The sequence below is a fragment of the Micromonospora siamensis genome (genome assembly GCF_900090305.1).
Lineage (GTDB): Bacteria > Actinomycetota > Actinomycetes > Mycobacteriales > Micromonosporaceae > Micromonospora > Micromonospora siamensis.
This window is the reverse complement of sequence record NZ_LT607751.1, coordinates 5,218,124-5,239,767: the sequence shown is the minus strand read 5'-3', so window position 1 is coordinate 5,239,767 and position 21,644 is coordinate 5,218,124. Positions and strand designations below refer to the sequence as shown.

Annotated in this window: 23 protein-coding genes and 1 tRNA gene; 10 read left to right on the top strand and 14 right to left on the bottom strand. The window is 72.8% G+C overall.

The genetic code is table 11. The features are described from left to right. Positions 1 to 61: 61 nt before the first annotated feature. Complete coding sequence (locus GA0074704_RS23785) at positions 62 to 1,639, bottom strand: alkaline phosphatase D family protein (protein ID WP_088972544.1); 1,578 nt, start codon at positions 1,637 to 1,639, stop codon at positions 62 to 64. A 160-nt stretch (positions 1,640 to 1,799) separates the two neighbouring features. On the opposite strand from GA0074704_RS23785, the gene GA0074704_RS23780 reads away from it, so the two are divergent. The 5 genes from GA0074704_RS23780 to GA0074704_RS23760 all read left to right on the top strand — a co-directional run bounded on the left by GA0074704_RS23780 (position 1,800) and on the right by GA0074704_RS23760 (position 6,235). Continuing rightward, the gene (locus GA0074704_RS23780; protein ID WP_088972543.1) at positions 1,800 to 2,273 is read left to right on the top strand and encodes a MarR family winged helix-turn-helix transcriptional regulator; all 474 of its coding nucleotides are present in this window, start codon (positions 1,800 to 1,802) and stop codon (positions 2,271 to 2,273) included. Positions 2,274 to 2,325: 52 nt separating this feature from the next. Continuing rightward, positions 2,326 to 4,983: a transketolase C-terminal domain-containing protein gene (locus tag GA0074704_RS23775; RefSeq protein ID WP_088972542.1), complete on the top strand. Its 2,658-nt coding sequence runs from the start codon at positions 2,326 to 2,328 to the stop codon at positions 4,981 to 4,983. A 112-nt stretch (positions 4,984 to 5,095) separates the two neighbouring features. After that, complete coding sequence (locus GA0074704_RS23770) at positions 5,096 to 5,533, top strand: DUF3052 domain-containing protein (RefSeq protein WP_088972541.1); 438 nt, start codon at positions 5,096 to 5,098, stop codon at positions 5,531 to 5,533. 80 nt (positions 5,534 to 5,613) lie between these two features. After that, positions 5,614 to 6,081 (top strand): peroxiredoxin, encoded by a 468-nt coding sequence (locus tag GA0074704_RS23765; RefSeq protein ID WP_088972540.1) that lies wholly within the window; start codon positions 5,614 to 5,616, stop codon positions 6,079 to 6,081. A gap of 82 nt (positions 6,082 to 6,163) precedes the next feature. Next, a tRNA-Val gene (locus tag GA0074704_RS23760) sits at positions 6,164 to 6,235 on the top strand. Positions 6,236 to 6,417: 182 nt separating this feature from the next. Here GA0074704_RS23760 and GA0074704_RS23755 read toward each other — a convergent pair. The 6 genes from GA0074704_RS23755 to GA0074704_RS23730 form a co-directional block, all read right to left on the bottom strand. Further along, on the bottom strand, positions 6,418 to 7,197 hold the full coding sequence (locus GA0074704_RS23755) for an SDR family oxidoreductase (RefSeq protein ID WP_088972539.1): 780 nt from the start codon (positions 7,195 to 7,197) through the stop codon (positions 6,418 to 6,420). 179 nt (positions 7,198 to 7,376) lie between these two features. Beyond that, a complete protein-coding gene (locus GA0074704_RS23750; protein ID WP_088972538.1) occupies positions 7,377 to 7,718 on the bottom strand; it encodes a hypothetical protein in 342 nt (113 codons plus the stop codon). 4 nt (positions 7,719 to 7,722) lie between these two features. Next, positions 7,723 to 8,088: a transposase gene (locus GA0074704_RS23745; protein ID WP_157743776.1), complete on the bottom strand. Its 366-nt coding sequence runs from the start codon at positions 8,086 to 8,088 to the stop codon at positions 7,723 to 7,725. A 311-nt stretch (positions 8,089 to 8,399) separates the two neighbouring features. After that, on the bottom strand, positions 8,400 to 9,356 hold the full coding sequence (locus tag GA0074704_RS23740) for a sulfotransferase family protein (RefSeq protein WP_231926663.1): 957 nt from the start codon (positions 9,354 to 9,356) through the stop codon (positions 8,400 to 8,402). A gap of 107 nt (positions 9,357 to 9,463) precedes the next feature. Continuing rightward, positions 9,464 to 9,943, bottom strand: a complete 480-nt coding sequence (locus tag GA0074704_RS23735) for an SRPBCC family protein (RefSeq protein ID WP_088972535.1) — start codon at positions 9,941 to 9,943, stop codon at positions 9,464 to 9,466. Between the two features lie 9 nt (positions 9,944 to 9,952). Beyond that, positions 9,953 to 10,870: a winged helix-turn-helix transcriptional regulator gene (locus GA0074704_RS23730; RefSeq protein ID WP_088972534.1), complete on the bottom strand. Its 918-nt coding sequence runs from the start codon at positions 10,868 to 10,870 to the stop codon at positions 9,953 to 9,955. A 25-nt stretch (positions 10,871 to 10,895) separates the two neighbouring features. Here GA0074704_RS23730 and GA0074704_RS23725 point away from each other — a divergent pair, with 25 nt between their 5' ends. Then, positions 10,896 to 12,134 carry an MFS transporter gene (locus GA0074704_RS23725; protein ID WP_088972533.1) on the top strand — a complete coding sequence of 413 codons (1,239 nt, stop codon included), beginning with the start codon at positions 10,896 to 10,898 and terminating at the stop codon, positions 12,132 to 12,134. Between the two features lie 21 nt (positions 12,135 to 12,155). Here the strand turns inward: GA0074704_RS23725 and GA0074704_RS23720 are convergent, their stop codons facing one another. From GA0074704_RS23720 to GA0074704_RS23710, 3 genes are all read right to left on the bottom strand, one after another. Next, entirely contained in the window at positions 12,156 to 12,617 is a 462-nt protein-coding gene (locus GA0074704_RS23720; protein WP_088973932.1) for a VOC family protein, read from the bottom strand. 67 nt (positions 12,618 to 12,684) lie between these two features. Next, on the bottom strand, positions 12,685 to 13,626 hold the full coding sequence (locus GA0074704_RS23715) for an aminoglycoside phosphotransferase family protein (RefSeq protein WP_157743775.1): 942 nt from the start codon (positions 13,624 to 13,626) through the stop codon (positions 12,685 to 12,687). After that, positions 13,623 to 14,252, bottom strand: coding sequence for a maleylpyruvate isomerase family mycothiol-dependent enzyme (locus GA0074704_RS23710; RefSeq protein WP_157743774.1), 630 nt, complete (start codon positions 14,250 to 14,252; stop codon positions 13,623 to 13,625). The genes GA0074704_RS23715 and GA0074704_RS23710 overlap by 4 nt, the downstream gene beginning before the upstream one ends. Before the next feature lie 301 nt (positions 14,253 to 14,553). Between GA0074704_RS23710 and GA0074704_RS23705 the strand changes: the two genes are divergently transcribed. Together GA0074704_RS23705 and GA0074704_RS23700 are read left to right on the top strand one after the other, a co-directional pair. After that, on the top strand, positions 14,554 to 16,044 hold the full coding sequence (locus GA0074704_RS23705) for an NCS2 family permease (RefSeq protein ID WP_088972531.1): 1,491 nt from the start codon (positions 14,554 to 14,556) through the stop codon (positions 16,042 to 16,044). A 94-nt stretch (positions 16,045 to 16,138) separates the two neighbouring features. Beyond that, positions 16,139 to 16,936, top strand: a complete 798-nt coding sequence (locus GA0074704_RS23700) for an alpha/beta fold hydrolase (protein ID WP_088973930.1) — start codon at positions 16,139 to 16,141, stop codon at positions 16,934 to 16,936. 51 nt (positions 16,937 to 16,987) lie between these two features. On the opposite strand, the gene GA0074704_RS23695 is transcribed toward GA0074704_RS23700, so the two are convergent. The 3 genes from GA0074704_RS23695 to GA0074704_RS23685 form a co-directional block, all read right to left on the bottom strand. Further along, positions 16,988 to 17,728, bottom strand: a complete 741-nt coding sequence (locus GA0074704_RS23695) for an SDR family NAD(P)-dependent oxidoreductase (RefSeq protein ID WP_088972530.1) — start codon at positions 17,726 to 17,728, stop codon at positions 16,988 to 16,990. A 128-nt stretch (positions 17,729 to 17,856) separates the two neighbouring features. Further along, entirely contained in the window at positions 17,857 to 18,786 is a 930-nt protein-coding gene (locus GA0074704_RS23690) for an aminoglycoside phosphotransferase family protein (protein ID WP_088972529.1), read from the bottom strand. Positions 18,787 to 18,873: 87 nt separating this feature from the next. Beyond that, positions 18,874 to 19,470: a dihydrofolate reductase family protein gene (locus GA0074704_RS23685; protein ID WP_088972528.1), complete on the bottom strand. Its 597-nt coding sequence runs from the start codon at positions 19,468 to 19,470 to the stop codon at positions 18,874 to 18,876. A gap of 92 nt (positions 19,471 to 19,562) precedes the next feature. Between GA0074704_RS23685 and GA0074704_RS23680 the strand changes: the two genes are divergently transcribed. Then, positions 19,563 to 20,156, top strand: coding sequence for a TetR/AcrR family transcriptional regulator (locus tag GA0074704_RS23680; protein WP_088973929.1), 594 nt, complete (start codon positions 19,563 to 19,565; stop codon positions 20,154 to 20,156). A 62-nt stretch (positions 20,157 to 20,218) separates the two neighbouring features. Next, complete coding sequence (locus tag GA0074704_RS23675; RefSeq protein WP_088972527.1) at positions 20,219 to 21,364, top strand: polysaccharide pyruvyl transferase family protein; 1,146 nt, start codon at positions 20,219 to 20,221, stop codon at positions 21,362 to 21,364. 12 nt (positions 21,365 to 21,376) lie between these two features. Here the strand turns inward: GA0074704_RS23675 and GA0074704_RS23670 are convergent, their stop codons facing one another. After that, entirely contained in the window at positions 21,377 to 21,580 is a 204-nt protein-coding gene (locus GA0074704_RS23670; RefSeq protein WP_088972526.1) for a hypothetical protein, read from the bottom strand. Positions 21,581 to 21,644: the final 64 nt, after the last annotated feature.

Here is a 21,644-nt window from a genome sequence, read left to right as displayed (position 1 = left end):
GGCCAGCAGCCGGCGCAGCGCGCCCGGCCCGGTCGACCGGGCCGGGCGCGCGGGCCGCAGGTCAGCCAGTCGGCGGGCGGTCGTAGGTCTGGTGCAGGCCGGGCACGCCGTCGGAGATCACGAACGACGCCCGGGTGTACGCCGGGGCGTCCGGCCGGCTGACGTACGGCAGGACGTCGAAGTCGGCGGCGAGCTGGCCGGGGGTGATGGTGGTGCGGACGTACCCGCGCAGGTTGTTCTGGAACCGCAGGTGCGGGTTGATCCTCAGCCACGGGTGCGAGCCGCTGGCCGAGTCCGCGCCGTCGCCGGTGGAGGTGATCGACGAGCAGACCAGCTCGCTGCCGACGGTGCGGGAGGTCGGATCGGCGTAGTCCAGCTTCAGGTCGCTGGCCCAGTGCGCGTGCACGTCACCGGTGAGCACCACCGGGTTGCGCACCTTCGCCTCCACCCAGCCCCGGGTGATCCGGTCACGGGAGGCGACGTACCCGTCCCAGGCGTCCATGCTGGTCACCGTCAGCGGTCCGGCGTCCCGGTCCCGCTGGGCGAAGAAGACCTGCTGGCCGAGGATGTCCCAGCGGGCCTCGGAGCGGCGGAAGCCGTCGATCAGCCACGCCTCCTGCTCCGCGCCGGTGATCGACCGGGCCGGGTCGTACGCCGCCGCGCAGTTCCGGTAGCCGTCACCGCAGGCCTGGTCGTCGCGGTACTGCCGGGTGTCGAGCATGTGGAAGGTGGCCAGCCGCCCCCAGCGCACCCGCCGGTAGAGCTGCATGTCGATGCCGCGCGGGATCGACGACCGCCGCAGCGGCATGTTCTCGTAGTACGCCTGGAAGGCGGCGGCCCGCCGGGCCGGGAAGTCCGGGTCGGGCGCCTCGGGCACCTCGTCGGCCCAGTTGTTCTCCACCTCGTGGTCGTCGAAGACCACCACCCAGGGGGCGACCGCGTGGGCGGCCTGGAGGTCGGCGTCGGTCTTGTACTGGGCGTGCCGCTGACGGTAGTTGGCCAGCGTCCGGGTCTCCGGGCCCTCGTGGTCGCGCGGGTTGCCGCCCGGAACGTTGTACGTGTCCTTCGCGTACTCGTACTGGTAGTCGCCCAGGTGCAGGATCAGCTCCGGCTCGGTCTCGGCCAGCCGGCGGTAGGCGGTGAAGTACCCGTGCTCGTACTGGGAGCAGGAGGCGAAGCCCATGGCCAGTGCCGACGGCATGGCCCACGGCGCCGGGGCGGTACGGGTCCGGCCGACCGGGGAGATCCAGTTCTCCGCCCGGAACCGGTAGAAGTACTCCCGGGCGGCGAGCAGCCCGTCCAGCTCGACGTGCACGCTGTGCGCCGACCCGGCGTGGGCCAGCTCGACGCCGCGCCGCACCACCTGCCGGAAGTTCTCGTCGGCGGCCAGCTCCCAGTGCACCGGCACCACCCGGTCCGGCATCCCGCCCAGGCCGTCCTCGGCGAGCGGCTCCGGGGCCAGCCGGGTCCAGAGCACGAAGCCCTCGTGGTCCGGGTCGCCCGAGGCCACCCCGAGGGTGAACGGGTCCCGGCGCAGCGGGCCGGCCGCCGCCGCGCCGGCCGCCGCGGGCAGCCCGGCCGCCGCGCCGGCGCCCAGTGCCGCGCCGGTGAGCAGGATCGTACGTCGGGACAGCGCCATGATTTCCTCCCCGGAATCCGATCTGTCGTCGTCCGGGGTCAGCCTCCCGAGCCGGGATGGCCGGCAGGTGACGTCGAGGCGACCGTTGCCGGAGCTTTCCGCCGCGTCGGCCCGCAGCGGTGGAGATCGTCGACCGGTGGGCCGGACGTAGGATCGAGGCATGACCCTCCCCTCCGCCGGAGCCGGCGCGGCCGGCCGTACCGGGCTGGCCGGGGACACGGTGCGCCGGATCATGCACATCGCCTCGGCGATGCGGCACTACCAGGACGAGGAGATCGCCGCCCTGGGCCTGACCCCGGCCGTCGCCCGCGCCCTCGACGAACTGGACCCGGACCGCCCACTGCCGGCCCGGGACCTCGCCGAGCAGCTGCGCTGTGACCGGTCCAACGTCACCGCCCTGGTGGACAAGCTGGAACGGGCCGGCCTGGTCGAACGCCGGGTCGACCGGGCCGACCGCAGGCAGAAGACCCTGCTGGTGACCGAGGCGGGCCGGGCGATGCGGGACCGGGTACGCCGGGTGATGTCCGACTCCCGACTGCTCGCCGGGCTCAGCGCCGACGAGCTGGCCACCCTGCGTGAGCTGGTCTGGAAGGTCTCCGACGGCGGTTGCCCGCAGGAGTGCGGGCCGCGCTGATCCGGGCCGGCCCGGTTCGTGTCCGACTGGGCGACCGGGCCCCGATTCGGTAATGCTGTCGGACGTGACCACGCCGCAAGATCTCGACGACCGGTTCCGGGAGACCCTGGCCGCCCTCGCCGCCGCGCCGCAGCCGCGGGACCGGGGCGAGCCGGTCTCCGACGGCGCCGCGCTGACCGGGCAGCAGCTGCTGGAGATCTTCGACGCCCAGGTCACCAGCCGCCAGCTCGACCTGGCCGGTCGCTGGCTGCGCAGCTTCGGCGAGGGCTTCTACACCATCGGCTCGGCCGGCCACGAGAGCAACGCGGCGGTCGCCGCCGCCCTGCGCCCCACCGATCCCGCCCTGCTGCACTACCGGTCCGGCGCCTTCTACTGCCTGCGCGCCGCCCAGGCGGCCGGCCGCCTGGGCGGCGCCGCCACCCCGGCCGGGCCCGCCAACCCCCCGGACCCCGGGCAACCCGGAGACGCGGCCATGCACTCCGCCGAGACCGCATCCCCCGGCGTCGCAGCCACGCTCACCGCCGAGACCGGGGATACCGGCGTCGCGGCCGCTCAACCCGCCGAGACCACGGACGCGACCGGGTCCGACGGGGCCGTTGGTGCCGTTCCGGACCCGGCGGAGGGCCGGGACCGGGCGCGGCTGGTGCCGCCCGGCGCGGCGATCGCCGTCGACGCGTCCGGGGAGGCGGTCGTCGCCGCCCCCACGCCGGCCGCCCCGCCGCCCGCCCATGCCGAGGGTGCCGAGGACGCGTACACGGAAGCGGCCCGGGACGTGCTGCGGGGCATGGTGGCCTCCGCGCAGGAACCGATCGCCGGTGGGCGGCACAAGGTGTTCGGCCGGGCCGACCTGGCCGTCGTGCCGACCACCTCCACCATCGCCTCGCACCTGCCGCGCGCGGTCGGGATGGGCCTGGCCCTGGAACGGCTGCGCCGCCTCGACGGTGCCGGCCGGCGCGGCGGTCCGGCCGGGGAGCCGGCGGCGGCGCGCTCGCCGTGGCCGCCCGACGCGATCGTGGTCTGCTCGTTCGGTGACGCCTCGGTCAACCACGCCAGCGCCACCGCGGCGCTGAACACCGCCGGCTGGTACGACCACACCGGGCTGCGGATCCCGGTGCTCTTCGTCTGCGAGGACAACGGCCTGGGCATCAGCGTCCGCTCGCCGAAGGGCTGGGTGGCGACGGCGCTGCGGTCCAAGCCGGGGATCCGCTACTTCTCCGCCGACGGCACCGACCCGGTCGGCACGTACGCCGTGGCGGCCGAGGCGGCGGCCTGGGTACGCCGGCACCGCCGCCCGGCGGTGCTGCACCTGGGCACGGTACGGCTGATGGGGCACGCCGGGGCCGACGTGGAGTCCGCGTACCGGGGGGTCGAGGAGATCGCCGCCGACCTGGCGGGCGACCCGTTGCTCGCCACCGCCCGGCTGTTGGTGTCGGCGGGGGTGGCCACCCCGACGGAGCTGCTGGCCCGCTACGACGAGCGGGGCTGGCAGGTCCGCCGGGTCGCCGAGGAGGTGCTCGCCGAGCCGAAGCTGACGGCGGCGGCGGACGTGGTCGCCCCGCTGGCGCCGCGGCGGCCGGTGCGGGTGTCCCGGGCGGTGGCCGACGCGGCGGCCCGGGCCGCCGGTCCGGGGGCGGGGGCGCGCGCCGAGGCGTTCGGCGGCAAGCCGCCCGAGCTGGCCGGGCCGCTGACCCTCGCGCAGAGCATCAACGCCGCGCTCGCCGACGCGATGCTCGACCATCCGCAGCTCGCCCTCTTCGGCGAGGACGTGGCCGCCAAGGGTGGCGTGTACGGGGTGACCAAGGGGCTGCGGGACAGGTTCGGCCCGGCCCGGGTCTTCGACACGCTGCTCGACGAGACGTCGATCCTGGGACTCGGGCTGGGCGCCGGGCTGGCCGGGATGCTGCCGGTGCCGGAGATCCAGTACCTGGCGTACCTGCACAACGCCGAGGACCAGCTGCGCGGCGAGGCGGCGACGATGCAGTTCTTCTCCCAGGGCGCGTTCCGCAACCCGATGGTGGTGCGGGTCGCCGGGCTGGCGTACCAGGAGGGGTTCGGCGGGCACTTCCACAACGACAACTCGGTGGCCGTACTCCGGGACGTCCCGGGTCTGGTGGTCGCGGTGCCGGCGCGGCCGGACGACGCCGCGCCGCTGCTGCGGACCTGCCTGGCCAGCGCGGCGGTGGACGGCACGGTCTGCGTCTTCCTGGAGCCGATCGCGCTCTACCACACCCGCGACCTGTACACCGACGGTGACGAGGAGTGGCTCGCCGGCTACGCCGAGCCGGGCGCCTGGTCCGCCGGGCACGTGCCGGTCGGGCGGGCCCGGGTGTACGGGGTGGGCTCGGCCGAGGACGTCACGATCGTCACCTTCGGCAACGGGGTACGGATGTCGTTGCGGGCGGCGGCGACGCTCGCCGACGAGGGGATCGGCACCCGGGTGGTGGATCTGCGCTGGCTGGCCCCGTTGCCGGTGGCGGACGTGGTCCGGGAGGCCACGGCGACCGGTCGGGTGCTGGTCGTCGACGAGACCCGCCGCTCCGGTGGGGTGGGGGAGGGGATCATCGCCGCCCTGGTCGACGGCGGCTTCGTCGGGGCCGTGCGGCGGGTGGCCGGTGTCGACTCGTTTGTACCATTAGGTCCGGCGGCGCGTCAGGTTCTGGTCTCCGAGGAAGCCATTACCCAGGGTGCCCGTACGCTGCTGGCACGGTAAATTCCGTTCCACCCGGTGCGCCACTTGCATCCGGCGGGATTGGTGTGTGGACTTTGCCTGACGGTGTCGCAGCGACGCCGCGAGCAGGGATGAGATGAGGAGGCACGCGACAGTGAGCGCGACCGCTGGTCAGGCCGCCGACGGGGTACGCAGCCTGGCGGACCGGTTCGGGATCGAGCCGGGGATGGTCGTCATGGAGATGGGGTACGACGACGACGTCGACCAGGATCTCCGGGACGCCCTGACCGACCGCTGTGGAGAACTTGTCGACGAGGACACCGACGAGGTGGTCGACGCCGTGCTGGTGTGGTACCGGGACGGTGACGGTGATCTGTTCGAGCTGCTCGTCGACGCCCTCGGCCCGCTGGCCGACGCCGGTGTGGTGTGGCTCCTGACGCCCAAGGCCGGGCGCGACGGGCACGTCGAACCGAGCGAGGTCGCCGAGTCCGCGCAGACCGCCGGCCTCCAGCAGACCTCCACCATCAACGCCGGCCGGGACTGGAGCGGCGCCCGCCTCGTGCTGCGCCGCGGTTCCAAGGGCAAGAAGTAACCACCCGCGTGCGCTCCCGGCGGCCCCGGCCGCCGGGTGTGGCAGGCTGATCCCACCCCGAGAAGAACCGAGGAGTTCGCATGCCGATCGAGGTTGGCGCGCAGGCGCCGGACTTCGTACTCAAGGACCAGAACAACCAGGAGGTCCGGCTCTCGGACTTCCGGGGCAGCCGCACCGTGCTGCTGGTCTTCTACCCGCTGGCCTTCACCGGCATCTGCCAGGGCGAGCTCTGCGAGGTGCGCGACAACCTCAACGAGTACGTCAACGACGACGTCCAGGTGCTCACCGTCAGCGTGGACTCCGTCTACTCGCACAAGATCTGGGCCGAGAAGGAGGGCTACCAGTTCCCGCTGCTGGCCGACTTCTGGCCGCACGGGGCGGTCGCCCAGGCGTACGGCGTCTTCAACGACGTCGCCGGCATCGCCAACCGGGGCACCTTCGTGATCGACAAGGCCGGCGTGGTCCGCTTCGCCGAGATGAACATGCCGGGTGAGGCCCGCGACCAGCAGGGCTGGCGCAAGGCCCTGGCCGAGGCCGTCGCCGCCTGATCCGTTCCACCGGTACTCGTTCGACCGGGCCGGAGGCGGACAGGTAAGCTGGCCAGCCTCCGGCCCGCCGAACGGGCGTTCCGGGCGCGTAGCTCAGTGGGAGAGCACTCGCCTTACAAGCGAGGGGTCGCAGGTTCGAAACCTGCCGCGCCCACCCTTCACCACCAGCGAAAACCGCCCCGCGAAGATCACTTCCCGGGGCGGTGACAGCACCAGCGGGCCATCGGTCACTGAGCCGGACCAGCCGGCTGCGGCGATGCCTGGTCTCGCATGATGGTTGACACGGCGGCCTCGGACGATGCTTGACACCTGGCATCTTCGAAGGCGCAGCGTCAGTTAGGGGATGCCGCCGTCGCTGTGTAGGAGTTGACCGTTGATCCAGCCCCCATCGGGCGAGCACAGGAACGCGACGAGGTTCGCACAGTCCTGTGGGCGGCCGAGGCGACCGAGCGGGGTGGATCGTAGGACGGCATCCTTGATCTCTGCGGTCATCCAGCCGGTATCGGTTGGGCCGGGATCGATGGCGTTGGCGGTCACGCCGAGGTGGGCCAGTTCTTGAGCGGCGGCCAGGGTGATCCGATCGAGAGCGCCTTTGCTGGCTCCGTAGGGGAGATTTCCGACGGTGGCGTCACTGGTCAGGCTGACGATGCGTCCCGTGCCGTGAGCCCCCTGGAACCGTTGGGCGTACTCGCGAATCAGCAGCCAGCTCGCGCGGGTGTTGACCGCGAAGTGGCGGTCGAAGCTCTCGATACTCGTGTCGAGCAGGCCCGAATTGACGCTCTCGCAGTGGGCGAGGACGAGCGCGCTGACCGAGCCCAGCTCTCGCTCCACGGCCTCGAAGATGTCCGCCGTGGCGTGAGGATCAGCGAGGTCCGCCTCGACCGCGGCAGTTCTCGCCCCGTGCTTGGTGGCTTGGCTGCTGAGCTGCGTCATGGCCTCGGGATCGGCGCCCCATGGCATCCGCTCGTCGTACGGGGTCCAGTAGGTGAACCCGACATCCCAGCCGGTCTGAGCCAGCGTCAGCACCACCGACGCGGCGATGCCGGCGCTGCGGCCGGCACCGGTCACCAGGGCGACGGGTCGATGCTGTTGGTCCGTGCCATCCGTAAGTGCCATCCGTGGTCGCACCCCCTAGACGCACCATCCTTGCTGTCCGCCCGAAGGCCGTCATCGGAATTACCCGGCCACCACAGCTGAGCCAGCGGTGCATCGCCACGGCGTCAAGCATCAACGGAGGCCGCCGTGTCAACCATCAACCGGAGTCGGACAGCCGGCTGCCGGCGAAGTGGACGCTCCTATTGTTCGTCAAGCGGTGTCTCGGGCGGCTGGTTGAGCCCGTATAGCTCGTTGAGGTCGAGCAGGTGGTGGCCGAGTACTGATGCTGTTCGGAGGTTGAGCACGAGCGCCATGAACACGTTCGGGGTTCCGGACGCGATCAGGACGTGCTGGTGGATGCCGTCGGGCATCTGCCAGACGTTCGTCACCTCCTCACGGCTGAAGTCGTGGCCAGCGAGGTGCTCATGGGGGATGGCGTCGTAGTAGGTCCAGAAGTCGAACGGAGGAGGCCCCTCGACGTCGGCCGCTGTTGGCGGTGTCCCGATCGTGGCGGTGAACTCATCTGCCGTCAGTAGTCGCACCGGGTCATGGTGCCTGCTCTGTTGGGCGAGGTGCGAGGTGGGTGAGGGCTTCCCGGGCGATGTAGCGCTTGAGGCAGCGCATGATCTCGGTCTTGGTCCTGCCCTCTGCGGTGCGGCGGGTGACGTAGTCCTTGGTGGGCTGGTGGCAGCGCATGCGGACCAGGGTGATGCGCCAGAGGGCGCGGTTGGCTTCGCGGTCGCCACCACGGTGTAGGCGGTGACGGTCGGTCCGTCCGGAGCTGGCCGGGATGGGGGCGACGCCGCAGAGCCGGGCGAAAGCTCCTTCGGAGTGCAAGCGGTGAGGGTTGTCGCCGGCGGTGACGAGGAGTTGTCCAGCGGTGTCGACGCCGACGCCAGGCAGCGCGACCAAGTCTGGGGCGGTGGCGGTGGCGGGGGCGGCCAAAGTGGCTGTCGAGGTCGTCGATCTCGGCCTGAAGGGCCAGCCAGCGCCGGGCGAGGCTGCGCAGCGCAACTTTCGTGGCGGTCGCCGGATCAGACGTCGGCGAGGTGGTCGCGCTCCCGGCGCTGGCGCTCCTGGTGGTCGAGTAGCGCCAGCCAGGTCCAGTCGGGCAGCGGGAGGATGCTGTGCCCCTCGGTGGCGGCGGGGAGCTTGCGGACCCCCTCGACCGAGGGGCCCTTACCGACGCGATAGCGCGGTGACGGGGTCGCGATCGAGAGCCGTCACTCATATCCCATGGCAGGGATGACCTCGCCGAGCGCTTCTTCGAGGAACTCGCGGGTTTTGTCGTCGAATTGGCCGCTGCGGTTCGTCAGCTTGTGCGCCAGAAACCTTGAAGGGGTGTCGAAGTCGTCGACGTCGAGCCGTTCGAACAGGGCGCGGCGCTGTCCGGACCAGTCGGCGGCGAGGTCTTCTGCTTTCACCTCGATGTATCGCCTGCCCGTCAGGTCGACCGTGTTCCTCCAGGTGAGCCATCGGTGATAGACCGGCTTGAGGTAGGCGAGCGCGCCGTCGACGGTGGGCGGTGCCCATGGCTGGTCCAGGTGGGATGCGAGCACCGAGACCGGGTGACGTTTGATGTGCACAATGGTTGCTTCGGGGATCAGTTCCCAGAGGAATTCCATGTACAGCAGGTTGAACGGTGTCTTCTCGCACCAGGTCGGCTTGCCCGCGTCGGCGGCTGCTCCGCCGAACACGGTGTCGATGAGGCCCCGCAAGATTCGGAGCAGTTCGATCCGGTCGCTGAAATACCTGGGAATCACCCGTCGGCGGCTCAGCGGCTCGAACGGTCCGGCGGGCCGGTCGGCGTTCCCGAAGCCCTCTGCGGGCGCAGGTTCGTCGTATGTGTACGCGATCAACTGCGGCCAGAGCTGTTGCACCGCGTCCCGGTATCGCCGCTCGCCGACCAGCTCGGGAACGGTTTTGCCGCGATCGTCTCGCCGGTCGGGCACTCGGACGGTGAGGAAGTCGCTCAGCCGGTGCAGGGCGTCCTCACCGACGGTGGGGTCGTATCGATCGGTGAGGGCGTCGGCCAGGTCCCGCAGGCCACCCGGGTCGATGAGAAACCGGGTCTCCATGGGAATTCGGTGGATCAGCGGATGTTCGCCGATGATGTCGGCGATCCGTGACGTTCCCGAACGACCCGTACCGGCAACGAAGATCGGTGAGGGGGAAGGCATGGTGAGCAGTCGACTCTCAGCCCGGCACCTGTGCAAGCCTTTTTATTGCCGCACATCCGACGCCTTCCCGAGCGGATCGACCACGCCGGCAGGTCGTCGGTGCCCGCTCACCCGTCGGCCCGCTCGGCCGCTTCGACGTACGCCGCCAGGTTGGCCAGCGACGAGGCCATCGCGGTCTGGTGGTCTGTCTGGTCGATGCCGGCCGGCACGTCGGTGGCGGTGACCGTCACCTGGGTCCCCCCGCCGACGGCGGTGAGCTGCCAGGTCATCGTCATGACCCCCGCGTGCGCCGGGTCGTCGGCCTCGAACACCGCCCGCTGCACCACCCGTTCCGGGGGCGTCAGCTCGGCGAACCCGACCTCCACGGCGTCCGTCGCGTCCGACGTCTTACCCGGAGCGTCGGTGGCGTCGAGGTAGGTGAGGACCATCCGGAATCCGCCGCCCGGCCGGGGATCCCACCGCTCGACCCGGCCGCGCATCCCGTCCGGCGGGAGCCACGCCTCAAGCGCTTCCGGGTCGAGGAGCGCGTCGTAGACGGTGGTCGGCGCCGCGGCGATCACCCGGCTGGCGCGGTCGATCCGTTCCATCGCCCGAGTCTAGGCCCGGCGTTCCGCCGCCGCGGGCTCGTCATCTGCGTCGGGCAGGTGCTCGCGGACCAGGCGCAGCATCTCGTCGACCGAGCCGGCCGGATCGGTGACCGGGAACTGGACGGCGCGTACCGTCGCGGTCGGGTCGACCAGCAGTGTCGCCCGCTTCAGCCGGTCGGCGCCGGCTGCCCGGAAGGTGGGCAGCAGCAGCGCGGCGGCGAGCCGACCGTCGGCGTCGGAGAGCAGCGGGAACGGCAGCTCGGCGTGCGCTGCGAAGGCGGCCAGCTGGTCCGGACGCTGGGTGCTGACCCCGTGGATACGGGCGCCCAGCGCGGCGAAGTCGGCGGCCCGTGACGCGTAGGTGGTGGACTCCAGCGTGCAGCCGGCAGCGCCGGGGATGTCACTCCAGGACGGTGGGAGGCCCTGCGCCCCGGGCACGAACGCGCCGGGGAAGCAGTAGAGCGCCGTCCAGGCGTCCGGGTCGGCGGGCGGCACCGGTACGCCGTCGTGGCGTACCAGGGCCACCTCGGGAAGTCGACGCCCGACCAGGGCGTGCAGGCGGCGGGCCTCCGCCGACCCGGCCGTCGCCGTGGCGGTGAGCGACCCGTCGCCGAGCAGGTGCCGGTCGCCCCACTCCTGCAACGCGATCAGCACCGGCAGCAGGCCCTCGCCTTTCGGGGTGAGCAGGTAGTCGTAGCGCGGTGGGCGATCGGTGTACGGCCGGCGGCGCAGCACGCCGTGCTCGACGAGGGCGGCGAGGCGTTCGGTCAGGGCGCGGCGGCTCATGCCGAGCCCGCGTTGCAGACCGTCGAAGCGGGTCACGCCGCCGGCGATGTCGCGGATGAGCAGGAACGTCCACCAGTCGGACAGCACGCCGAGGGTCTGGGCGATGCCGCAGTCGGCGTCGGCGAGGTCGACTCTTCTCACGCCCTCCACTATAGTGCGTTCCATTATGGAACTCACTGCCTTCTGGCGCTGGTGGACGGCCGGCACGGCCAGTCAACTGGGGTCCGCGGTCGGCGCGGTGGCACTGCCGTTGACCGCCCTCACCGTGCTTAACGCGTCGGCCTTCGAGATGGGTCTCATCACGGCGGCCGGCTACCTCGCGTACCTGCTGGTCAGCCTGCCGGCCGGGGTGATCGTGCAGCGCCTGCCGTTGCGCGGCATGCAGGTCACCCTGGACCTGACCCGGGCCCTCGCGGTCGCGTCGGTGCCGCTGGCCTGGTGGTACGACGCGCTGACGGTGGCCCAGCTGGTCGCCGTCGCCCTGGTGGTGAGCTTCGCCAACGTGCTGTTCGACGTGGCGAACCAGACGTTCCTGCCGGAGATCGTGCCGCCCGCCCAGCTCCAGGCGCGCAACAGCCTGAACTCCGGCACGCACGCCGCCACCCAACTCGGCGGGCCGTCTCTCGGCGGACTCGCGGTGCAGGTGTTGGGTGCGGTGCCGACGCTCCTCGTCGACGCCGTCAGCTATGTCGTCTCCGCCGTGCTGCTGCGGACGCTGCCGGCCCGACGGGTGCAGCGGCCGGCGCAGCGGACGCCGATGGTCACGATGATCCGCGAGGGTTGGCACTTCGTCCTCCGGCACCCGATCATCGGCCCGGCCATGTGGGACGCCACCGTGACGAACTTCGTCGCCGGCGCGATGATCGCCCTCACCCCCTTCTACCTGGTACGCGAGCTGCACGCGTCGCCGTTCCTGGTCGGGCTGCTGCTGGCCACCGACGGCCTCGGCGCGCTCGTCGGCGCCGCGGTGACCACCCGGTTCACCGACCGGGTCGGCACCGCCCGCGGCCTCATCATCGCGTCCGTCGTCGGCGTGGCCGGCGCGCTCATCATCCCGCTGGGCACCGGGGTCGCCGCCTACCTCGCCTTCGCCGTGGGCAACATCGTCCTCGCCGTCTCCTCGGTGGTGCTCAGCGTGACCACTCGCACCTACCGGATGCTCGCCAGCCCGCCCGACCTCCTGTCCCGGGTGATCGCCACGGTCAAGTTCGTCTCCTGGGGGGCCATCCCGCTCGGCGGCCTGCTCGCCGGCGCGCTGGCCGGACCACTCGGTGCCCGCACCACTCTGCTGCTCTTCGCCGCGCTCACCGTGCTGTCCCCGGTCATCTATCTCTCGACCCCGATCCGCCGGCTGCGCGACCTGCCGCTCGACTCCGCTCCGCAACCGGTGGCGGCACGGACCTGACCGACCCGGCCAGCCTCACAGTCAGTCCAGGCAGAACTCGTTGCCCTCCGGGTCGGCCATGACGATGTGGCCGGCGCTCATCGGTGCAGCGGGCTCCTCCCGGCCCAGCCGGGTCGCCCCGAGTGCGACCAGCCGGGCGCACTCGGCCTCCAGCGCCGCCATCCGCTCCTCGCCGCGCAGCCCGGGGGCCGCCCGGACGTCGAGGTGGACCCGGTTCTTGCCGGCCTTGTCCTCCGGCACCTGCTGGAAGAACACCCGCGGGCCGGGCCCGTCCGGATCCTCGATGGCCGACCGGGTGTTGCGCTGCCCCTCCGGCACGCCGATCCGGGCGAGGAAGTCGTCCCAGGCGGCCAGCGGGTCGGCGCCGGCGGGCAACTCCACGCCGGGCGGTCCGGGATGGACGTAGCCGAGCACGTCCCGCCAGAAGGACGACAGCGCGCGCGGGTCGTGGGCGTCGAAGGTGACCTGGACGTGCCGGCTCATCGGGTCGCTCCGTTCGTGGTCAGCGGTCGGTCCGCCCATCATGGCCGCCGGGTACGACAGCCCGAGGTCAGGACAGGCGGGGCAGGAGCAGCCGGGCCACGTCGAGGGCCCGGCTCGCCGGCGAACGGTTCCACGCCGGGCTCCACTCCTCGGCCGTCCACACGTCCGACAGCACCGCCTTGACGAAGCCCCAGGCCACCACCCGCTCCACCGGCATCGCCAGCTCGTCGGCGAGCTGCTCGACCCGGGCCGGCACCAGGCCGGTCAGCGTCGCGCTCCGGTCGTCGGGTGCCGGGTTGTAGAGCAGCGCCCCGACCTCGTACCCGGGATCGCCGACCAGGCCGTGCGGGTCGATGGCGAGCCAGGGCTCCCGGGTGGCGCGCAGGACGTTGTCGTGGTGCAGGTCGCCGTGCAGCACCACCCGGTCGGGGGCCGACGCGCAGAGTTCGTGCATCAGGCCGCCGGCCCGCCTCACCAGGTCGTGCGGCAGCGGCCCGGCCGTGTCGTACCGGTCCAGGTAGCGGTCGAAGGCCCGGGCCTGGGCCGCCGCCTCCCGCAGCGGGCAGCCGGGCGGCGGCGGCCCGTGCAGTCGGCGGATCACGCCGGCCAGCGCCGAGGTGGCCTCGGCGTCGCGGTCGGGCACCAGGTCGCGCAACCGCCCGCCGGGGACCGCCCGCTCCAGCAGCAACGCCCCCCGGTCGAGGTCCACGCGCAGCAGCCGGACCGCGCCCCGGCCGGCGAACGCCGCGAGCGCGGGCGCCTCCTCGGCCAGCGACGTCCCGGTCGGCACCCCCAGCTTGAGTACGGCCGGTGTCCCGTCGGCCAGGGTGGCGGCGGCGACGTAGTGGTAGGACAGCTCGTACGGCTCACCGAGGTCGAGCTGCCAGTCCCGGGCCAGGTCGGCCAGGAGGGTCGGCAGTTCGGCCAGCCACCGCTCGCCGTCGCCGCCCCAGACGCCGACCACGTGCCGCGCCAGCGCGTCGGTGACCACCGGCCGGTGCCGGGTCACCGGGCCGACCGCTTCCGCAGCACCGCCGCGCCGTCGCCGGTCAGCTCGGGCAGCACCACCGTCCGCCCGGTGAGCGCCATCATGATCGCCTCCGCCGTGCCGCGTACCTCCGGGCCGTCGCCCCAGGCCCAGTCCAGGTCGGTGGTCGCGAACCGCAGGCCGCCGCGGAGCCGGCGCGGGCCGAAGGCCACCGACCGGCGGCTGACCAGGAAGTCCAGTGACGTGCGGGCGGGCTCGGGGTCGAGCGCGTACGCCAGGCCGAGCGGGCGCCGGACGTCCTGGGCGTGCACCTGGAGGTCGGTGAGCTGACCGAGCTGCCCGACCACGGGCGGGGCGAACGGGTTGCGGGCGTTGCGTCGCAGCTCGCCGGTCAGCTCGGCGACCGGCCGGCGGGCCACCATCCGGGCCAGCTCGGCGTTCGCCCGGTGCAGGCTGAACCGGCTGTGCAGCAGCAGCGGCAGGAACCAGGACCGCCGCGTGGCGAACGGGGCGACCACGTGCCCGGCGACCTGCCTGACCGTCCACTCGCCGCAGAGGCTGGGGGTGTCGAGCTGCTCGGGGGTCAGCGAGTCGATCAGGTCGGCGAACCGGTGACGTTCCGCCGCGACCAGGTCCAGGAGAGCCACCCGCCCGACGCTACCGGCGGCAACCCGCTCCGCGCTGCCCCGAACTGGCCGGCTGCCGGCCCCGGCCGGGCGCCCGGGCGTGAGGTTTGCCATAGCGGCAGGTCAGCGGTGGGTGGGCGGTGGATAGGGTGGACGCGCGAAGTCGTTCCCCGGACCGGGGTGCGGCTTCGTAGTGCTTCACGGGATCCGTGGAGCCCAGCCGTTCCGACGTTCTCCGGGCCAACCGAAACGGGACGACTGCACCCCTGCAGCCCACGCCGGTGCGTCCGGCGGGCCAACCCGGAACGGAGCAAGCCACGCCATGAGCGTGACCACGCAGGATCCTGCTGCCCCGGTCGAGCCGACGGAACCCGTCGAGCACGGCCGCCTCGACCGCTTCTTCGAGATCACCCGGCGGGGCTCGACCGTCCGCCGCGAGGTGCTCGCCGGCATCACCACCTTCGCCACGATGGCGTACATCGTGGTGCTCAACCCCCTGATCATCGGCACCGCGCCGGACGCCGACGGCAACCTGCTCGGCATCGCGCCGGTCGCCGGGGTCACCGCCCTGGTCGCCGCGGTGATGACCATCCTGATGGGCGTGGTCGGCCGGGTGCCGTTCGCGGTCGCCACCGGCCTGGGCCTGAACGCCTTCGTCGCGTACGCGGTCGCCTCCCAGATGACCTGGGCCGAGGCGATGGGCCTTGTGGTGATCGAGGGTCTGATCATCACCGTGCTGGTGATGACCGGCTTCCGCAAGGCGGTCTTCCGGGCCATCCCGGCGGAGCTGAAGGCAGCCATCGCCGCCGGAATCGGCCTGTTCATCGCCTTCATCGGCTTCGTCGACGGTGGTCTGGTCCGGCGGATGCCGGACGCCGCCGGCACCACGGTCCCGGTGCAGCTCGGCGGCGACGGCACCCTGCGCGGCTGGCCGACCGTCGTCTTCCTGGTCGGCCTGCTCGTCACCGGCATCCTGGTGGCCCGCAAGGTCAAGGCCGGCGTGCTGATCGGCATCGTGGTCACCACCGTCGTCGCGGTGATCGTCAACGCGCTGACCAAGCCGGGCCCGGCGTTCGTCGACGGCAAGCCGAACCCGACCGGCTGGCAGCTCAACGTGCCGACCCTGCCCGACCCGCTGGTCTCCGCCCCCGACCTGCACCTGGTCGGCAACGTGTCGTTCGGCGCGTTCGCGCACGTCGGCGTGATGACCGCGCTGCTGCTGGTCTTCACCCTCGTGCTCGCCGACTTCTTCGACGTCATGGGCACCACGGTGGGCCTGGCCAAGCAGGCCAACCTGACCACCGCCGACGGCACCGACATGCCCCGCCTCGACAAGGTCCTGCTCGTCGACGGCGTGGCCGCGGTCGCCGGTGGCGCCGGCAGCGCCTCCTCGGCCACCACGTACGTCGAGTCCTCCGCCGGCATCGCCGACGGTGGCCGGACCGGCCTGACCAGCGTGGTCACCGGCCTGCTCTTCCTCGGCGCGCTGCTGCTCACCCCGCTGGTGTCGCTGGTGCCCAGCGAGGCCGCCGGCCCGGCCCTGGTGATCGTGGGCGCGCTGATGGTCCGCCAGGTCAAGGAGATCGACTTCACCGACGTGGGGGTCGCCGTCCCGGCGTTCCTGACCATGACCCTGATGCCGTTCACCTACTCGATCACCAACGGCATCGGCGCCGGCTTCGTGAGCTGGGTGGCCATCCGGGTCGCCCAGGGCAAGGCCCGCACCATCCACCCGCTGCTCTGGGCGGTGGCGATCGCGTTCGTCCTGTACTTCGGCATCAACCTGGTCAAGGCCGTCACCGGCGTCAACTGACCGCACCCGTCGCGCCCCCGCTGCCCCCGGCCCACGGCAGCGGGGGCGCGGCGTTTTCCGACCGGCCGGCCCGCCGGTGACGGAGGATGCCGAGGTGAGCTACGCGGACGTCAACGGGGTGCGGCTGTGGTACGAGACGCACGGCGCCGGCCGTCCGCTGGTGCTGCTGCACGGCGCCTTCGGCGCGGTCGAGACGTTCGCGCCGATCCTGCCCACCCTCGCCGCCCGCCGCCGGGTCGTCGCCGTCGACCTCCAGGGCCACGGGCGTACCGCCGACGTGGACCGGCCGCTGCGCCACGAGTCGATGGCCGACGACGTCGCCGCGCTGATCGACCACCTCGGGCTGACCGGGCCGGACCTGATGGGCTACTCGCTGGGCGGAGCCGTGGCGCTGCGTACCGCGATCCAGCACCCGGGGCTGCTGCGCCGGCTGGTGGTGGTGTCGGCGCCGTGCCGGCGGGACGGCTGGTATCCGGAGGTGCTGGCCGCGATGACCGCCCAGGACGAGCGGACCGCGGAACGGATGCGGGGCACCCCACCGCACGAGCTGTACGCCCGGGTGGCGCCGCGCCCCCGGGACTGGCCGGCGCTCTGGACCAAGATGGGGGAGCTGCTGCGCCGCGAGTACGACTGGTCGGCCGAGGTGGCCGCGTTGGCCGTACCCGTGCTGCTGGTGTACGCCGACGCCGACTCGATCCCGGTCCGGCACGCGGCCGAGTTCTTCGGGCTGCTCGGGGGCGGTCTCCGGGACGCGGGCGGGGACGGCGGCGACCGCCCGGTGTCCCGGCTGGCCGTGCTGCCCGGCCTGACCCACCACGACATCGTCGGCTCACCGGCGCTGCCCGCCGTCGCCCTGCCGTTCCTCACCCACGGCGTGCGCCCACCCGGCTGACCCGGCGGCTGGGGACGGGCACGGAACGGGTCCGCGCCCGCCCGCGTCCGGTCAGATGGCGAAGCCGCCGTCGACGTCGACCACCGCGCCGGTGAGGTATCCGGCGTCGGGGCCGGCGAGGTGCGCCACGACCGCCGCGATCTCGGCGGGGGCGGCGTACCGGCCGAGGGCGGTCAGACCGGCGATCGCCCCGGCGTTCGGTCCGTCCGCCGGGTTGCTGTCGGTGTCGGTGGGTCCGGGATTCACCAGGTTGACGGTGATGCCCCGGGGGCCCAGCTCACGGCCCAGCCCCTTGGTCAGGCCCACCAGCGCGGTCTTGCTCATCGAATAGAGCGCGAGCCCCGGGAAGGGCGCCCGGCGGGCGACGTTGCTGCCGATGCTGATGATCCGGCCACCCTCGCCCAGATGTCGGGCAGCCGCCTGGGCGGCCAGGTACGGCGCCCGCACGTTGACCGCCAGCGTCCGGTCCACCTCCTCGGCGCCCAGCTCGTCGACCTGGCCGACCAGGAACACCGCGGCATTGTTCACCAGGATGTCCAGCCGGCCCAGCTCCGCCACCGTGCCGTCCACCGCCGCGCGTACCGCCCGGGGGTCGGCACTGTCGGCGGCGAGCACCAGCGCACGCCGTCCGGCCGCCTCGATCCGCCTGGCCACCGTGGCGGCACTGTCGGCGTCGCGTTCGTAGGTCAGGGCCACCTCGGCCCCCTCGGCCGCCAGGCGGAGGGCGATGGCGGCGCCGATGCCCCGTCCGCCACCGGTGACCAGGGCGACCTTTCCGTTCAAGCTCGTCATGGGAACAGCCTGGCGCGCGCGGGGCGGCCGGTCTGGCGGTGATCGGACGACGCGTTGTGGAACGTCTCGGACACGGCCACCCCCTCACCCCATGAGAACGCCGGCCGGGGATGGTTGAGGCGGACCGGTCAGCGCAGCCGGCGGCGTACCCAGGGCAGCAGCGCGTCGCCCTGGAGTCGCTGGAACGCGCGGACGGTGGGGATGCCGGGCGGGGGAGGCTGCCGGGCGTGGTCGAGGAAGTAGCTGGCCAGTCCGGCGTGGACGCCGGTGAGCAGGTCCGGGTCGACCCCGAAGGTCACCGACGACCGGTGCAGCAGGTCGTCCACGTCGTGTCCGCCGTGCAGCAGCACGTTGACCAGCAGCAGGGCGGTGTCCAACCAGGGCGGGCCGACGCAGGCGTGCGGCCAGTCCACGACCGTGACCGAGCCGGCCGGGTCGATCAGCAGGTTGTCCGCCCGGAGGTCGACGTGGCACAGGGTGTCGCCGACCAGTCCGGTCAGCCCGTACGCCGCGATGTCCCGCAGCTCGTCCAGGTGGGTGGCCGCCCACGGGTCGAGGTCGGCCGGCGGGTCGGCGGCGATCCGCTCCCAGCCGGTGAAGTCGTGGGTGAGCCGTTCGACGGCGGTCGGCGCGTGCGGCACCGGGTTGGGGGTCAGCGTGCCGGCCATCCGGGCCAGGGTGTCCAGCACGGCGGTCAGTTCGTCGGCCCGCCACGGGGTCGTCGGGTGCCGGCCGTCGACGTCGGTGAGGACCAGCGCCACCCATTCGCCGTCGTCGTGGTGGCCGAGGAGCCGGGGAGTGGGGGCGTGGCCGGGCAGCGCCGCCGTCACGGCGGCCTCGACGCGGTGCATCTGCACGGTACTGGCGTTGCGGTGGGTGGCGACCGCCTTGACGAACGCCCGGCCGCCGCCGGCCGTCCGGACCCGGTCGGCGGTGCCGGGGGAGAAGCCGCCCGGCTGGGAGACCGCCTCGACCACCCGGTCGCCCAGCACCTCCTCGACCCCGGCCCGCACCTCGGCGGGCAGGTCGGTCCAGCCGATCCGCGTCGTGTCGCTCATCCGTCCAGGGTCGGCGCGGTGCGGCGGGCCGGGCAAGCGATTTGGGGGCAGGACCGGTCCAGCCGCCGCGCCGATCGGCATCGTGGCTCAGTCGGTGTGCGTCGCGGCGGTGACCGGGCGCAGGTAGCGCAGGATGACCACTCCACTGTCGAACACCCGGCTTCCGGCCAGGGCGAACCGGCTCGGCGCGAAGCCCCGGTCGGCCAGCGGGATGCCGCTGCCGACCACCACCGGGTTGAGCTTGACCGCCAGCTCGTCCACCTCGTCCAGTAGTTGGCCGGCGAGCTGCCCGCCGCCGCAGAGCCAGATGTCGCCGCCGGGTTGCCGCTTCAGCTCGCGGACGAAGGATGCCGGGTCGTCGGCCACGATCCGTACGTCCGGGTGGTCGGACGGCGCCAGGGAACGGCTGAAGACGTACTGCTGGAGGTGCGCGTACGGGCTGGTCACGCCGAACCTCAGGGCCGGCTCGTAGGTGGCGCGGCCCATCAGCAGCGCGTCGAAGCGGCCGGCCGGCGGTGAGGCGATGCCGAACTGGGCGTGGGTGAAGGTGGGGAAGGTCTGGGGCCATTCGGCGGTGAGGTGGGCCGCCACGTCGGGCTCCAGCGTGAGGAAGTCGTAGGACCCGTCGGGGGCGGCGATGAAGCCGTCGAGGGAACTGGCGACGTAGTACACGAGCTTGCGCAAACCGACTCCGATGTCCCGAGGCAACCACGACGGCTGTCGTGGTCGGAGGAAAATGTACAACACCTGTCGTGGTTATTGCTAGGGTGTTCCGCATGCCCCGTAACTCCGAGCGCCGCATCCTGCTGGCCGACGCCGGGCTGCGGGTGCTCGCCGTCGGTGGCGCCCGCGGCCTGACCCACCGGGCGGTGGACGCCGAGGCCGGTGTGCCGGTCGGCACCGCCTCGAACTACTTCCCGTCCCGGGCGGCGCTCCTGGCCGGCCTGGCCGAACGGATCTTCGACCGGATGGCGCCCGACCCGGAGGTGCTGGCCGGACTCGGCCGGCGCGAACCCTCGTTGGCGCTGGTCACCGACTACCTGCGCCACATCGTCCACCGCACCACCCGCGAGCCGGACCTGACCCGAGCCCTGTTCGAGCTGCGGCTGGAGGCGTCCCGCCGCCCGGAGCTGCGATCCGCGCTCGGCGAGGTGCTGCGCCGGGGGTACGCCGACGACGTCGCCTTCCACGTGGCGGCCGGGCTGCCCGGTGGCGCGTTCGAGGTCGCCCTGCTGCACCACGCCGTGGACGGCCTGCTCCTCGACCTCCTGACCACCTCGATCGACGCCGGTTACGACGTCGACCAGGTGGTCTCCGCCCTGGTGTCCCGCCTGGTCGGGGGGAGGGACGGCGGCCCCGTAACCGGCTGAGGTATGTCCACCGGCGCACCGGGAAACCGGCCGGGAACGACCCCGGCGGGAAGGAGCGACGGATGACCCAGGGCCTGTGCATCGGCGTGCTCGGCTCGTACGGTGGCCGCAATCTGGGCGACGAGGCGATCCTCAGCGGCCTGCTGGCGGATCTGCGCAGCCAGGAGCCGAACGCCCGGATCATCGTCTTCTCCCGCAACCCGGCGCATACCGCCCTGACCCACCCGGATGTGGAGGCGGTGCCGTGGGAGGGGGTCAGCCGGGCCGACTCGTCGCTGATGCTGGCCCAGCTCGACCTGCTCATCCTCGGCGGTGGCGGGATCCTCTACGACCGGGAGGCCCGCCGCTACCTGCGGGTCGTACGGGTGGCCCAGGAACGCGGCCTGCCGCTGCTGACGTACGCGGTCGGGGTGGGGCCGCTCAGCGAGAGCGTGGACACCGGCATGGTCCGGGAGACCCTGGCCGGGGCGGCCGAGGTGACCGTCCGCGACCAGGAGTCCCGGATGGTGCTGGAGGAGGCCGGCCTGGTCAACCCGATCACCGTCACCGCCGATCCGGCGTTCCTGCTGGAGCCCGCGGACTTCCCCCGCGACTACCTGCGGGCGGAGGGCGTGCCGGAGGGCACCCGACTGGTCGGGATGAGCGTGCGGGAGCCGGGCCGGGCCGCAGAACGCCTCGACGTGGACGGCTACCACCGGCTGCTCGCGCAGATCGCGGACTTCCTGGTCCACCGGATCGACGCGCACGTGCTCTTCGTCCCGATGGAACGCGACGACATCCGGCACTCGCACGGGGTGATGACCCACATGACGGCGGCGGACCGGGGCCGGATCCTGCACAACGACTACTCGCCGCAGCAGGTCCTCGGGTTGATGCGGCACTTCGACATCGCGGTCGGCATGCGACTGCACTTCCTGATCTTCGCCGCCATGGTCGGCACTCCCTTCCTGCCCCTGCCGTACGCCGGAAAGGTCTTCGACCTGGCCCAACGGCTCGGGGTCCCGGCGCTGCGTGGCGTGGAACGGGAGGTGGAGGGCCCGCTGCTGGCCGAGGTGGATCGGCTCTGGGACGAGCGGGACGCCCGGGCGGCGGCCACCGCGCAGCGGGTGGCCGAGGTCTGCGAGCAGGCCCGCGGCACCTCCCAGGTCACCCGGGGGGTGCTGGAGAGCCTGCGTTCGCAGGCGCTGACCCGCACCGGGGTGACCTGAGCGGCCGGATCGTCAGACCGCCGGCCCTCGCCAGGAGTAGACCCAGTCCCGGTCCCCGTCGTCGGACTCCAGCTCGTAGATCTCCGCCTCGGCGAGACCTTGCGGACCGAGGTGGTGGTGGGTCAGCGGCGGGCGGCCGTTGGGGTCCAGTTCGACGGTGACCGTCTGTCCGTCGGCCGCGCCACCGACCAGGGGGATCTCTACCGTTGATGCCATGCGCCCATCCTGCCCCGCGGGTCGCCGACGCGCAGGATTTGCGGGGCGGGAGGCGCGCGCCCGT